At 65.6% G+C, this 14650-nt stretch carries 8 protein-coding genes; 5 read left to right on the top strand and 3 right to left on the bottom strand.

Annotated features, from left to right (window positions below):
- Positions 1-43 precede the first annotated feature (43 nt).
- Both JQT59_RS29595 and JQT59_RS29590 read left to right on the top strand, forming a co-directional pair.
- Positions 44-679 (top strand): hypothetical protein, encoded by a 636-nt coding sequence (locus JQT59_RS29595; protein ID WP_213578212.1) that lies wholly within the window; start codon positions 44-46, stop codon positions 677-679.
- An 80-nt stretch (positions 680-759) separates the two neighbouring features.
- Positions 760-1701: a hypothetical protein gene (locus tag JQT59_RS29590; protein ID WP_213573066.1), complete on the top strand. Its 942-nt coding sequence runs from the start codon at positions 760-762 to the stop codon at positions 1699-1701.
- Between the two features lie 96 nt (positions 1702-1797).
- Here JQT59_RS29590 and JQT59_RS29585 read toward each other — a convergent pair whose 3' ends face one another.
- The gene (locus JQT59_RS29585) at positions 1798-3969 is read right to left on the bottom strand and encodes an MMPL family transporter (RefSeq protein WP_213573065.1); all 2172 of its coding nucleotides are present in this window, start codon (positions 3967-3969) and stop codon (positions 1798-1800) included.
- A 420-nt stretch (positions 3970-4389) separates the two neighbouring features.
- Between JQT59_RS29585 and rpoB the strand changes: the two genes are divergently transcribed.
- On the top strand, positions 4390-7896 hold the full coding sequence (gene rpoB, locus JQT59_RS29580) for a DNA-directed RNA polymerase subunit beta (protein WP_213573064.1): 3507 nt from the start codon (positions 4390-4392) through the stop codon (positions 7894-7896).
- A 119-nt stretch (positions 7897-8015) separates the two neighbouring features.
- A complete protein-coding gene (locus tag JQT59_RS29575) occupies positions 8016-11972 on the top strand; it encodes a DNA-directed RNA polymerase subunit beta' (protein WP_109327993.1) in 3957 nt (1318 codons plus the stop codon).
- 111 nt (positions 11973-12083) lie between these two features.
- Here the strand turns inward: JQT59_RS29575 and JQT59_RS29570 are convergent, their stop codons facing one another.
- Complete coding sequence (locus tag JQT59_RS29570) at positions 12084-12596, bottom strand: SixA phosphatase family protein (RefSeq protein WP_213573063.1); 513 nt, start codon at positions 12594-12596, stop codon at positions 12084-12086.
- Positions 12597-12664: 68 nt separating this feature from the next.
- On the opposite strand from JQT59_RS29570, the gene JQT59_RS29565 reads away from it, so the two are divergent.
- Positions 12665-13534 (top strand): alpha/beta fold hydrolase, encoded by an 870-nt coding sequence (locus JQT59_RS29565; protein WP_213573062.1) that lies wholly within the window; start codon positions 12665-12667, stop codon positions 13532-13534.
- Here the strand turns inward: JQT59_RS29565 and JQT59_RS29560 are convergent.
- Positions 13531-14547 carry an aldo/keto reductase gene (locus tag JQT59_RS29560; RefSeq protein WP_213573061.1) on the bottom strand — a complete coding sequence of 339 codons (1017 nt, stop codon included), beginning with the start codon at positions 14545-14547 and terminating at the stop codon, positions 13531-13533. The two genes, JQT59_RS29565 and JQT59_RS29560, sit on opposite strands and share 4 nt — an antisense overlap.
- Between the last annotated feature and the right edge of the window lie 103 nt (positions 14548-14650).

The raw sequence follows: 14650 nt of genomic DNA, 5'->3' as shown, positions 1-14650 counted from the left end.
GGCTCCGGGGAAGGACAGAACTCTGAAGGCCTCGTTTGCTGCGGTGACCGCACTGGTGGTGGTCGCGGTGATTGCAGCCGGATGGTTTGGCTTCGGGTGGGCGCGAGCGCTCTTCGTGGACAAGCCGATCGCCGACGCACGAGATTCCGCGTTGAACGGTGCGCAGCAGGCGGCGATCAACCTCAATTCGGTCGACTCCGCAAACCTCGAAGGATCCTTCGAGAACATGAAGTCGTCCATCACGGGCGACAAAATGAACCAGGATCTTCAGGCGACCATGGACGGGTTCACCGACCAGATGCGCCAGTCGGGTGCGACGAGCAAGGCCGAACTGATGCAGGGCACTCTGACGGAGCTGAACACGGATGACGGCCTCGCGAAGGCGCTGGTCGTCGTAGCGGTCACCACGACGTGGCCTGACCGTTTCGACAAGTCCAAGGTCACCATGAGGTTGGACGTGCAGGACGTCGACGGTGTCTGGAAGGCGTCTTCCGTCGAGCCGGTGGGTGCGCGTATCCCCCTCGAAAACGGCCCGCTGCCCGCCGACGGCGCCGCACCGGCACCGGCAGAGCAGGCACCGGTACCGGCACCGGGGGAGCAGGCCCCGGCACCGACCGATGGTCCGGCCGCCCCCGCGCCCGAGTTGGTTCCGGCGCCCGGTGACACCGGCGGTCAGTAGTTGTGATGAGCCGCGCCGGATTCGTCGCCGCGGTGCCCACGTCGACGAGAGTTCGTCGTGCAATGAGAAAGTGGTGAACTATGCCCCCCAAGCGCCGTAACAACGTGCCGGACAGCGCTGCAAAGGGCAGGCGTCCCCGGGTAGCGGGAACCCGCAACCGTGTCGACGACCCGGCATCGCGAGTAACTCCGCCGCCTTCGCCCACGACGAAACTTCCGAAGAAGTCGTCGACTGATCCCGAGCAGGACCCGACCGCGAAAAGCCCTGTCGGGCAGGAGAATGTGGCGGCAGCGGCTGCCGTCGACACGCCCGCGACGCCGGACGCGAAGACTGCTGACACGAAGACCGCTGGCACGGGTGAGCCGGTATCGATGGCGAAGTCGACGCCGGTGAAGAAGGCGGCGCCGGGCGCCAAGACCGTGTCCACGGCCAAGGCAAGTGCGGCAGGGAAGGCGAAGGTTCCCAACCTGCAGCCGCGTATCAGTACCCAGTCGGCTCCGAAGGCGACACCGGAGAGCAGCGGTAGCCGTATCACGTGGAAGCTGGTGGGGATACTGGGTGCTGTCGCAGCGGTGCTGGGCATCTTCGCGGTCGTGGCGGCATTTCAGCCGGGCGGGCACATCAGCAACACCGCGTGGGTGGACGAGAGTGGCACCGCGGAGGTGACCAAGGCCGGAACCGAGGCGATCGAGTCGCTGTACACCTACAGCTACGAGACGATCGACCAGGACTTCGAGAAGGCCCGTGGTTACTTGAACGAGGCCAAGCGTGCCGAGTTCGATCAGACTGCGGCGACGACGAAAGACGCGGCCATCCAGACCAAGACGGCCACCGAGGCGTCGGTCACCGACATCGGTGTCACCTTCCTCGAAGGAGACAGGGCGGAACTTCTGGCGCACATGAACGTGAGCGCCACGGGAGACGCTGTGGCGCAGGGTAGTGCGGCAACACCGTTGTCGGTCAAGCTGGAGAAGGTCGACGGCAAGTGGGTGCTGTCCGACATCTCGGACAGCGAAGGCTGAGCTGATCTACGCTCCCCGGACGACCGGCCTCGGAACTGTGTAGTCAGCTGAACAACCAATTCGTCAGGGCGGCAAGGATCGTGCGGTTCGGTGTGCCTATCGGCGTGACGTGTCGACCGGCAAAGTCTGTGCGGCAGTGGTTTTCGAGTGTCCGTTCGCGTCGGGCGGTACCCGTCGCGGCGTGAGGAATCCGGGCGCCCACCAGTTCGCCTCACCCATCAGTGCGACGAGGGCGGGGACGAGCATCATCCGGACCACGGTGGCGTCGATGATCAAGGCCACGATCATGCCCAGGCCGATGAACCGCATCATCGTCAGGTCCGAGAGGGTGAAGGCTCCCGTGACAACGATGAGAAGTGCGGCCGCGGCCGTGACGATGCGGCCGGTGTGCGCGGTGCCGATCCGCACGGCATCTTCCGTTGACGCGCCCTGCTCGTGGGCCTCGACCATCCGCGACATCAGGAAGATCTCGTAGTCGGTGGAGAGTCCGAACACGACGGCGATGATGAGGACGACCATCGTCGCGGGCAGTGGGCCCGGCGTCACGCCGAGTAGTTCGGCTCCATGACCGTCCTCGAAGATCCACGTCAGAACCCCAAACGAGGCGGCGAGGCTGAGGGCGGCCATCGCGATCGCCTTCAACGGCAGGACCACGGAGCCGAAGGCCGGGACCATCAGGGCGAAGGTGACGGCCACCATGATCCCGATCATCCACGGCAGTGTGGCGCCCATCGAGTCCAGCCCGTCGGCGGTGAGGGCGTTGAGTCCGCCGATGTGTTTCTCGGTGCCTGCCGGCGCCGGGAGATCGCGGAGAGTGGCTGCCGTCGTCATCGCCCCTTCCGTTCTGTCGGCGTCGTCGAAGATGGCCCGGATTGCGGTGAAGCTTTCCGTGGTGCCGACCGGAACCACGCGGCGAACGCCCTCCACCTCCGCCGTCGCCTGAAAGAACTGCGCCGTCGCCGAAGCCGGCGGAGCCTTGCCGTCGGTGCCGAACAGGACGAGAGTCGCACCGTTGTTGGCGAGCGGGAAGTCGGTGGCCAGGTCGTCGACGGCGAGGCGGGCCGGATGACCCGCGGGCAGCCCGGTGTGATCCAGGTCGCCCAGCGAGGCGCCGACGAGCGGGGCGGAGAGGACCAGCAGCCCGGCGACGATGCCGACGGCAACAGAGACGGGCCGCCGCATCACCCGGGCGGCGACACCGCCCCAGAATCGGTGCGCCCGGTCCTCGCTACGTTCGACCACTCCCGGGCGCCAGGTGAGCGAGTTGATTCGGGGGCCGAGGACGGTGAGTGCGGCGGGTAGCGCCGAGAGGGACAGGACAGCGGCGATACCGATGGCTGCCATGCCCCCGTAAGCGAACGACCGGACCAGCGCCTGCGGGAAGACGAGCATACCCACGAAGCCGCAGACGAGGAGAAGTGCGGAGAATCCCACGGTCCGACCAGCGGTGGCCATGGTGCGCTGAACAGCGTCCGAGGTCTCGGCCCCGGACCGCAGTTCCTCACGGAAGCGGGTTACAACGAACAACCCGTAGTCGACGGACATCCCCAGTCCGACCAGGCTGGCGATATTGATCGAGAACGCGCTGACCTCGGTGGCGTAGGAGATTCCTCGCAGTGCACCGAGTGCGCCCAGGATCGCGAGGCCGCCGATGCACAGGGGGACGGCGGCCCCCACGAGTCCGCCGAAAATGACAAGGAGCAAGACCAGGAGGATCGGGAAGGAAATGGCTTCGGCCGTGATCAGGTCGCTCTCCGACTCCTCGTTGTATGCATTGGCGATCACGCTGAATCCGCTGAACTCGGTATTCACACCGTCGATGAGGAGAAGGGGTGCGAGATCGTGGTACGCGGCGATCCGGGTGTTCTCGCTGCCGCGTAGAGACAGGACGACGAGTCCCTCGGCGCCGTCGGTGGAGCGCAGAAACTCCCGGGCCTGCGCCGGCGCCGTCCAGTACGAGAGGGGAGTGTTGGCAAGCGCAGCCGGATCGATCTGCGCCAGCCGCGCGGACACCTCGGGACCCAGGGCGTCGATCGACTCTCCGGGACGTGCCGTGTAGGTCACCGCGAGGTCGGGCGTCTGGCGGCCGAACTCCTCCTCGATCAGGCTCTCGACGCCCGCCGATTCGCTGCCGGGGTCGGTGTACCCACCCAGGCTCAGCCGGTCGAACACACCCGAACCCCAGGCGCCGCTCGCCAGCACGATAAGAATCACCGCCGTCAGGACCAGCTTCGGGCGGGCAACGACGAGAGCACTCCAGCGCGTCACGGCCCTCCTTCCCCCGAGGTCTCGGCGATCGCGTGGGCATATTGTTCACCGCCCCCGGGCTGCGGGGAAGGGGTGGTGAACAGGCGCGGCGGGCGGTTCTCGACGACGCGGAGACGACGCGACACGCACGCTGACTCTTGACGCCGGGGTGATCACGCGTCACTCTGATGCGTGAACATGCGCTTCCGGCGCATGGCCGAGCGCCCGGCTGGGTGCTCCTTCGGCTGCCCGACTCGACATCTGCTGAGTTTGGGTGTACTTTTGGACGTTGCGCTGGCTGCCTCCTGTCCACCTCTCGTCTCAACTGCTGTGAAGTGTTTCCACTTCTCGCCTCTGTGACGGGTTTCGTTCGGGTTGTAACCAGCGAAATTCAAAGCAGATACAGCGGCGGTCGCAACAGCACAGAGCGGCCCGCGTGAGGTGCTGGAAGGACGCATCTTGGCAGTCTCTAGCCAGACCAAGGCAGTTTCCGGAATCCCCGGAGCCCCGAAGAGGGTTTCGTTCGCGAAAATTCGCGAACCCCTCGAAGTTCCCGGGCTTCTTGATGTACAAACCGATTCGTTCGAGTGGTTGATCGGTGCGCAGAGCTGGCGCGAGCGCGCCGCCGCTCGTGGCGACAGCGCAATCTCCGGCGGTCTCGAGGACATCCTCGCGGAGCTTTCTCCGATCGAGGACTTCTCGGGCTCGATGTCTCTGTCCTTCTCGGACCCACGCTTCGACGAGGTCAAGGCCTCGACGGACGAGTGCAAAGACAAAGACATGACCTACGCGGCGCCGTTGTTCGTCACCGCGGAGTTCATCAACAACAACACCGGTGAGATCAAGAGCCAGACGGTCTTCATGGGTGACTTCCCGATGATGACCGACAAGGGCACGTTCATCATCAACGGCACCGAGCGCGTCGTCGTCTCGCAGCTGGTGCGTTCCCCTGGCGTGTACTTCGACCATTCGGTCGACAAGGGCACCGAGAAGGACCTGCACAGCGTCAAGGTCATCCCCGGCCGCGGTGCATGGCTCGAGTTCGACGTCGACAAGCGCGACACCGTTGGTGTCCGCATCGACCGCAAGCGTCGTCAGCCCGTCACCGTGCTGCTGAAGGCCCTCGGCTGGACCACCGAGCAGATCACCGAGCGTTTCGGCTTCTCGGAGATCCTCATGGCCACGCTGGAGAAGGACAACACCGCGGGCACCGACGAGGCGCTGCTCGACATCTACCGCAAGCTGCGCCCGGGCGAGCCGCCTACCAAGGAGAGCGCGCAGACGCTGCTGGAGAACCTGTTCTTCAAGGACAAGCGGTACGACCTGGCACGTGTGGGTCGCTACAAGATCAACAAGAAGCTGGGCCTGAACATCGGGCAGCCGATCGTGGCGTCGACCCTCACCGAAGAAGACATCGTCGCCACCATCGAGTACCTGGTGCGCCTGCACGCCGGTGACACCGAGATGACCGCCCCCGGCGGCGTCACGGTCCCCGTCGAGGTCGACGACATCGACCACTTCGGTAACCGTCGCCTGCGCACGGTCGGTGAGCTCATCCAGAACCAGATCCGCGTGGGCCTGTCCCGCATGGAGCGTGTGGTTCGTGAGCGCATGACCACCCAGGACGTCGAGGCGATCACGCCGCAGACACTGATCAACATCCGGCCCGTCGTCGCTGCGATCAAGGAGTTCTTCGGAACCTCCCAGCTGTCGCAGTTCATGGACCAGAACAACCCGCTGTCGGGGCTGACGCACAAGCGTCGTCTGTCCGCCCTCGGCCCGGGTGGTCTGTCGCGCGAAAGAGCTGGTCTGGAGGTGCGAGACGTTCACCCGTCGCACTACGGCCGCATGTGCCCGATCGAGACCCCTGAGGGTCCGAACATCGGTCTGATCGGTTCGTTGTCGGTGTACGCACGGGTCAACCCGTTCGGCTTCATCGAGACGCCGTACCGCAAGGTCGTCGACGGCCAGGTCACGGACCAGGTCGACTACCTGACCGCGGACGAAGAGGACCGCCACGTCGTCGCCCAGGCCAACTCGGCCATCGACGCCAACGGTCACTTCACCGACGACCGCATTCTGGTTCGTCGTAAGGGCGGCGAGGTCGAGTTCGTGTCGTCCGCCGACATCGACTACATGGACGTCTCGCCGCGACAGATGGTGTCCGTCGCAACCGCGATGATCCCGTTCCTCGAGCACGACGACGCCAACCGTGCCCTCATGGGCGCGAACATGCAGCGTCAGGCGGTGCCGCTCGTTCGCAGTGAGGCTCCGCTGGTCGGCACCGGCATGGAGCTGCGGGCTGCAGTCGACGCCGGCGACGTCATCATCACCGAGAAGACCGGTGTCGTGGAAGAGGTCTCCGCGGACTACGTCACGGTCATGGCCGACGACGGAACCCGCAAGACCTACCGGATGCGCAAGTTCGCGCGTTCGAACCAGGGCACCTGCGCCAACCAGCGTCCGATCGTGGACGAGGGACAGCGTGTCGAGACCGGACAGGTCCTCGCCGACGGCCCCTGCACCGAAAACGGTGAGATGGCCCTCGGAAAGAACCTGCTCGTCGCGATCATGCCGTGGGAAGGCCACAACTACGAGGACGCGATCATTCTGTCGCAGCGCCTCGTGGAGGAGGACGTTCTCACCTCGATCCACATCGAGGAGCACGAGATCGATGCCCGCGACACCAAGCTCGGTGCCGAGGAGATCACTCGGGACATCCCGAACGTCTCCGACGAGGTCCTCGCCGACCTCGACGAGCGCGGCATCATCCGTATCGGTGCCGAGGTTCGTGACGGTGACGTGCTGGTCGGGAAGGTCACGCCCAAGGGCGAGACCGAGCTGACCCCCGAGGAGCGCCTGCTGCGCGCCATCTTCGGTGAGAAGGCTCGTGAGGTCCGCGACACGTCGCTCAAGGTTCCGCACGGTGAGACCGGCAAGGTCATCGGCATTCGCGTGTTCTCGCGCGACGACGACGACGATCTGCCCCCCGGTGTCAACGAGCTGGTCCGCGTCTACGTGGCACAGAAGCGCAAAATCCAGGACGGCGACAAGCTCGCCGGCCGCCACGGCAACAAGGGCGTCATCGGCAAGATCCTCCCCCAGGAGGACATGCCGTTCCTGCCCGACGGCACCCCGGTGGACATCATCCTGAACACCCACGGTGTTCCGCGTCGTATGAACATCGGTCAGATCTTGGAGACCCACCTCGGGTGGATCGGCAAGACGGGCTGGAACGTGCAGGTCGCCGGCGACGGCTCGCGTCCCGATTGGGCCGAGCAGCTGCCGGAGGAGATGCTGTCCGCTCCCGCGGACTCCAACATCGCCACCCCCGTGTTCGACGGTGCCAAGGAAGACGAGCTCACCGGTCTTCTCGGTTCGACACTGCCGAACCGTGACGGCGAAGTGATGGTCGCGTCCGACGGAAAGGCCACTTTGTTCGACGGCCGTTCCGGCGAGCCGTTCCCGTACCCGGTGTCGGTCGGCTACATGTACATCATCAAGCTGCACCACCTGGTCGACGACAAGATCCACGCTCGCTCGACCGGTCCGTACTCGATGATCACCCAGCAGCCGCTCGGCGGTAAGGCCCAGTTCGGTGGCCAGCGCTTCGGTGAGATGGAGTGCTGGGCGATGCAGGCCTACGGCGCGGCTTACACGCTGCAGGAACTGCTCACCATCAAGTCGGACGACGTGGTGGGTCGAGTCAAGGTGTACGAGGCCATCGTCAAGGGCGAGAACATCCCCGAGCCGGGTATCCCGGAGTCGTTCAAGGTGCTCCTCAAGGAGCTTCAGTCGCTCTGCTTGAACGTGGAGGTGCTGTCCTCGGACGGTGCGGCCATCGCGATGGCGGACGGCGACGACGAGGACCTCGAGCGCGCCGCAGCGAACCTGGGCATCAACTTGTCCCGGAACGAAGCGGCCACGGTCGACGACCTCGCGAACTAGGTTTCGGTCCCCGGGCCCGTGAGAAATCAGGGGCCCGGGGGCGTAGTTCACATTTGAATTGGCAGTCAGGTATCGGCGGCCACCGCTGATCCACAATCCCTCTGGGGAAAGGAAGTTACGTGCTCGACGTCAACTTCTTCGATGAACTCCGCATTGGCCTCGCCAGTGCAGAGGACATCCGCAATTGGTCCTACGGCGAGGTCAAGAAGCCGGAGACCATCAACTACCGCACGCTCAAGCCCGAGAAAGACGGCCTCTTCTGCGAGAAGATCTTCGGCCCCACCCGGGACTGGGAGTGCTACTGCGGTAAGTACAAGCGTGTCCGCTTCAAGGGCATCATCTGTGAGCGTTGCGGCGTCGAGGTGACTCGCGCCAAGGTTCGCCGTGAGCGCATGGGCCACATCGAACTGGCTGCCCCGGTCACCCACATCTGGTACTTCAAGGGCGTGCCCAGCCGGCTCGGCTACCTGCTCGACCTTGCGCCGAAGGATCTCGAAAAGATCATCTACTTCGCCGCATACGTCATCGTCGGTGTCGACGAGGAGCTGCGTCACAACGAGCTCTCCACGCTCGAAGCCGAGATGCAGGTCGAGAAGAAGGCTGTCGCGGATCAGCGTGACGCCGACCTCGAGGCTCGCGCGCAGAAGCTCGAGGCCGACATCGCCGAACTCGAGGCCGAGGGCGCAAAGTCCGACGTCCGCCGCAAGGTCAAGGACGGCGGCGAGCGCGAGATGCGTCAGCTCCGCGATCGCGCCCAGCGGGAGCTGGATCGTCTCGACGAGATCTGGACCACGTTCACGAAGCTGAGCGTCAAGCAGCTCATCGTCGACGAGCTGCTGTACCGCGAGCTGGTCGACCGCTACGGCGAGTACTTCACCGGTGCCATGGGCGCCGAGTCGATCCAGAAGTTGATGGAGAACTTCGACATCGACGCCGAAGCGGAGAACCTGCGTGAGACCATCCGCAGCGGCAAGGGGCAGAAGAAGCTCCGCGCACTGAAGCGTCTCAAGGTCGTCGCAGCTTTCCAGACGAACCAGAACTCGCCGATGGGCATGGTTCTCAACGCTGTTCCGGTGATCCCGCCGGAGCTGCGGCCGATGGTGCAGCTCGACGGTGGACGTTTCGCCACGTCCGACCTGAACGACCTGTACCGCCGCGTCATCAACCGCAACAACCGCCTCAAGCGACTGATCGATCTCGGTGCCCCCGAGATCATCGTCAACAACGAGAAGCGGATGCTGCAGGAGTCGGTGGACGCACTCTTCGACAACGGCCGTCGCGGCCGTCCGGTCACCGGTCCCGGTAACCGCCCGCTGAAGTCCCTGAGCGACCTGCTCAAGGGCAAGCAGGGTCGATTCCGTCAGAACCTGCTCGGTAAGCGCGTCGACTACTCGGGTCGTTCCGTCATCGTCGTCGGTCCCCAGCTGAAGCTGCACCAGTGTGGTCTGCCCAAGCTGATGGCTCTCGAGCTGTTCAAGCCGTTCGTGATGAAGCGTCTGGTCGACCTGAACCACGCGCAGAACATCAAGTCCGCCAAGCGCATGGTGGAACGTCAGCGCGCACAGGTGTGGGACGTCCTCGAAGAGGTCATCGCCGAGCACCCCGTGCTGCTGAACCGTGCACCGACGCTGCACCGCCTGGGCATCCAGGCCTTCGAGCCGCAGCTGGTCGAGGGCAAGGCCATCCAGCTCCACCCGCTGGTGTGTGAGGCGTTCAACGCCGACTTCGACGGTGACCAGATGGCCGTGCACCTTCCGCTGTCCGCGGAGGCGCAGGCCGAGGCGCGCATCCTGATGCTGTCGTCGAACAACATCCTCTCGCCCGCGTCGGGTCGACCGCTCGCCATGCCGCGTCTGGACATGGTCACCGGTCTGTACCACCTGACCCGGTTGGACGAGGGTGCCACCGGCGAGCTGAAGGCTTCCGACGGAGAGGGCGCCGAACAGGGCGTGTACTCCTCGCCTGCCGAGGCTCAGATGGCCGTCGATCGTGGTGCGCTGGTTGTGCAGGCGAAGATCAAGGTGCGGCTCACGCAGCAGCGCCCGCCTCGTGACCTCGAGTCGGAGCTGTTCCCCGAGGGCTGGAACTACGGTGACGGCTGGACCGCGGAGACGACTTTGGGTCGGGTGCTCTTCAACGAGCTGCTCCCGGCGGACTACCCGTTCGTCAACGAGCAGATGCCGAAGAAGCGTCAGGCGACGATCATCAACGACCTCGCCGAGCGTTACCCCATGATCGTGGTCGCGCAGACCGTCGACAAGTTGAAGGACGCCGGCTTCTACTGGGCCACGCGTTCCGGTGTCACGGTCTCCATCTCCGACGTCCTCGTGCCGCCGGAGAAGGCTCAGATCATGGAGTCCTTCGAGGCTCAGGCCGATCAGATCGAGAAGAAGTACCAGCGTGGTGCCCTGAACAAGACCGAGCGCAACAGCGCCCTGGTCAAGATCTGGTCCGAGGCCACCGACGAGGTCGGTAAGGCCATGGAGGCCCACTTCCCCGACGACAACCCGATCCCGATGATCGTGAAGTCCGGCGCCGCCGGCAACATGACTCAGGTTCGTTCGCTCGCCGGTATGAAGGGTCTGGTGACCAACCCGAAGGGTGAGTTCATCCCGCGTCCGATCAAGTCCTCCTTCAAGGAAGGCCTGACCGTTCTCGAGTACTTCATCAACACGCACGGTGCCCGTAAGGGTCTGGCCGACACCGCGCTGCGTACCGCCGACTCGGGTTACCTGACCCGTCGTCTGGTGGACGTGTCGCAGGACGTCATCGTTCGTGAGGTCGACTGTGGAACCGAGCGTGGCATCGTCACCACCATCGCGGAGAAGCAGCCCGATGGCACGATGATCCGCGATGCTCACGTGGAGACCAGCACGTACGCCCGTACGCTGGCCGCCGACGCGGTCGACGCGAACGGCAACGTCATCGTCGAGCGTGGTCACGACCTGGGCGACCCGGCTATCGATGCGTTGCTCGAAGCGGGCATCACGCAGGTCAAGGTCCGTTCGGTGCTCACCTGCACCACCGGCACCGGCGTCTGCGCCACCTGCTACGGCCGCAGCATGGCCACCGGCAAGCTGGTCGACATCGGTGAGGCCGTCGGTATCGTCGCCGCACAGTCCATCGGTGAGCCCGGCACCCAGCTGACCATGCGTACGTTCCACCAGGGTGGTGTCGCCGGAGACGACATCACCGGTGGTCTGCCGCGTGTTCAGGAACTGTTCGAGGCCCGCGTCCCCAAGGGCAAGGCCCCGATCGCCGACGTCACCGGCCGTGTCCAGCTCGAGGACGGCGACCGCTTCTACAAGATCACCATCGTCCCGGACGACGGTGGCGAAGAGGTTGTCTACGACAAGCTCTCGAAGCGTCAGCGTCTGCGTGTCTTCAAGCACGAGGACGGCACCGAACGCCTTCTGGCCGACGGTGACCACGTCGAGGTCGGTCAGCAGCTCATGGAAGGTGCTGCCGATCCCCACGAGGTGCTGCGTGTCATGGGCCCCCGCCAGGTGCAGATCCACCTCGTCAACGAGGTCCAGGAGGTGTACCGGAGCCAGGGTGTGTCGATCCACGACAAGCACATCGAGGTCATCGTGCGCCAGATGCTGCGTCGCGTGACGATCATCGACTCGGGTGCCACGGAGTTCCTGCCCGGTTCGTTGACCGAGCGGGCCGACTTCGAGGCGGCCAACCGTCGGGTCGTGTCCGAAGGTGGCGAGCCTGCGGCCGGTCGTCCGGTGCTCATGGGTATCACCAAGGCATCGCTGGCCACCGACTCGTGGCTGTCTGCGGCGTCGTTCCAGGAGACCACTCGCGTGCTGACCGATGCGGCAATCAACTGCCGCTCGGACAAGCTGATCGGTCTGAAGGAAAACGTGATCATCGGAAAGCTGATCCCCGCCGGTACCGGTATCAACCGCTACCGCAACATCCAGGTTCAGCCCACCGAAGAGGCACGTGCGGCGGCGTACGCGGTTCCGTCCTACGACGACCAGTACTACAGCCCGGACGGCTTCGGCCAGAACACCGGTGCTGCGGTGCCGCTGGACGATTACGGGTTCAGCAACGATTACCGGTAGGGGCGCAGCCCCTGTGAGTGGTTGACGAGTCTCAGGACTCGTCGGCCGTTCACCCAGACCAGGCCCCACCCCTTTCTCTTCGGGGGTGGGGCCTTCTGTGTCGGGCCTGTTCTACCGCGGAACGTGGAACGTGGTCAGCGACGCCGAGCTCGAGGTGAGTTCGGCCCAGCTGCACGGGACGGTGAGCACGGCGAGTGCGGACGTCGGGAACTTCTCGCGTATCGCCACCGCATCCCCGGTGTCGGGGTTGCCCGCCAGATCGAGTGCGGTTGTGGGCATTCCGGGGTCGTGTCCGACGACCAGCAGAGTGCGCACCGATGCGTCGGTCGCTGCGATCTCGGCGACCACCTGCGCGGGGTACGCACCATAGAGCGCCTCGCTGAAGGTAGTTGGTGCAGTGACCCCTGCGGCGGCGAGGGTGTCGCGGGTGCGCACGGAGGTCGAGCACAGCACCGCATCGACGGGTGGCTGCATCGCCCTGAGCCAGTCTCCGGCGATCGCGGCCTGGCGTCGGCCCCGAGGGGCGAGCGGGCGGTCGTGGTCGGCGACTCCTGCCGGGTATGCCGACTTCCCGTGCCGCATGAGGATCAGCGTGCGGCTGTGCGGGGTGTTGTGCGTGGCCATGGCTAGACGCTAAGGCATGGTTTCGGATTGTCGAGACGGGCCTCGCAACGGCCGGTAGCGTCGCAGCCGTGGCCTCCCTCCAGCTAGCCGACGGTCGGACACTCGCGTACGAAGAGTGGGGCGACGTCGACGGCATACCCGTGGTCTTCGCCCACGGCACCGGGGACTCCCGTCTCGCCCGGTACCCCGACGACACCCTCACCCGGTCTCTCGGATTGCGGCTGATCACCGCTGATCGCCCCGGCGTCGGGGGCTCCACCCAGCTGCGGGGCCGGAGTCTGCTGGACTGGCCGCAGGATGTCGCCGCTCTCGCGGACGAGCTGGAGATCGAGCGATTCGCAATCGCCGGCTGGTCCGGCGGTGGACCGCACGCGTTGGCCGCAGCGCACCTGCTCGGTGACAGGGTCACCCGGTTGGTGCTGGCCTCCCCGCTCGGCCCGTTCGATGAGCAAGGCTCCCGGGACCTCGTGCTCAACCGCGACCTGCGTATGATCTGGCGACTCAACCATGCTCGTTTCGTCGCCACCGCTGCAGCGCGACACGAGTCGAAAGCGTCCCGCCGCGATCTGCGGAAGTTCGTCACACACCTCGCCGAGGAGGCCCCCGCGGACCGGGACGTGCTGCTCGACCCGATGCTGGAGCCGATGTTCGAGGAAGAAATGGGAGAGGCGCTGGTCCAGGGAGGCGTCGGAATTCTCGACGACATGTGGGCGTTCCTGGATTGGGGGTTCGTGCCCGAGGACATCACCCAGCCGGTCGACGTGTTCTACGGCGACGCCGACGACATCCTGGCCCCGGAGATGTATCGGCGCCTCGTTCAGCGACTCGGCGCCGCCGACACCCATGTCTGGGTGGGCGGCGGCCACTACCAGGTGTTCGCCCACTGGGCCGAGTTCCTGCAGCCGTTGGTCGCCGGCCGCCGCGACGCTGTGAACTAGCTTTGCCCGACCGTGGTCCGTTCACTGTCGAGCTGGGCCATCTGCGCGGGTGCGTAGCGGTCTCCGGCGACCGCGGAATCGGGAACCGCTGCTGCGATGCCGGCCAGGTCCGCGGCGCTCAGGTGCACGTCGAGCGCGCCGAGCGTTTCGGTGAGGCGGGTGACCTTGCGGGCGCCGACGACCGGGACGATGTCGCCGCCCTGCGCGAGCACCCAGGCGATCGCGAGTTGTGCGACGGTCACCCCGTGTTGCGCGGCGAGTTCGGCCATCGTGTCGACGAGCCGCAGATTCTGTCGGAGGTTCTCGCCCTGGAAGCGCGGGCTGTAGGCGCGGAAATCGTCGGGCGCCAGCGCGGAATTCGACCGCAGCGAGTCACTGAGCAGACCGCGGGACAGCACCCCGTACGCGGTGACGCCGATGCCGAGTTCGCGGCACAGGGGGAGGATCTCGTTCTCGATGCCGCGCGAAATCAGCGAGTACTCGATCTGCAGGTCGGCAATGGGATGCACGGCGGCCGCTCGGCGGATCGTCTCGGGGCCCACCTCCGACAGTCCGATGTGCCGCACGTAGCCGGCCTCGACCAGTTCACCGATCGCGCCGACGGTGTCCTCGATCGGCACGCTGGGGTCGAGGCGGGCGGGACGGTAGATGTCGATGTAATCGACGCCGAGTCGCTGCAGCGAGTAGGCGAGGAAGTTGCGGATCGAGTCGGGCCGGTTGTCGACTCCGCCCCACGTGCCTCCCGGTCCGCGCATTGCGCCGAACTTCACGCTCAATGTGACGTCCTCGCGCCTGCGGCCGGACAGCGCTGCCCCGATCAGGGTCTCGTTGTGACCGGACCCGTAGAAGTCGCCGGTGTCGATGAGGTCGATCCCCGCATCGAGGGCGGAGTGGATCGTTGCGGTCGACTCCGCGTCTTCCGACCGGCCGTACATCCCCGACATGCCCATGGCGCCGAGTCCGATCCGGCTGACGGTGGGACCTGTGGTTCCGAGTGAGGTTGTGGGGACCATGATGTGCTCCTGACGGTCGTCGTGGTGTGGGACCGACACCAGCGTGATCCGCTCGGGACACGACAACCAGAGACCCTTCATCGGGGGACCGGCGATCCCTGGC

Origin of the sequence: Rhodococcus sp. USK13 (assembly GCF_018343855.1) — a bacterium.
GTDB classification, from domain to species: domain Bacteria; phylum Actinomycetota; class Actinomycetes; order Mycobacteriales; family Mycobacteriaceae; genus Rhodococcus_F; species Rhodococcus_F oxybenzonivorans.
Note: the sequence above shows the minus strand (reverse complement) of the source record. Positions and strands in the feature narration are given on the sequence as shown.

Bases quoted from the DNA above. Each gene is read 5' to 3' on its own strand.
- JQT59_RS29560 (WP_213573061.1), bottom strand. From the start codon at position 14,547: ATGGTCCCCACAACCTCACTCGGAACCACAGGTCCCACCGTCAGCCGG.
- JQT59_RS29570 (WP_213573063.1), bottom strand. From the start codon at position 12,596: ATGGCCACGCACAACACCCCGCACAGCCGCACGCTGATCCTCATGCGG.
- JQT59_RS29590 (WP_213573066.1), top strand. From the start codon at position 760: ATGCCCCCCAAGCGCCGTAACAACGTGCCGGACAGCGCTGCAAAGGGC.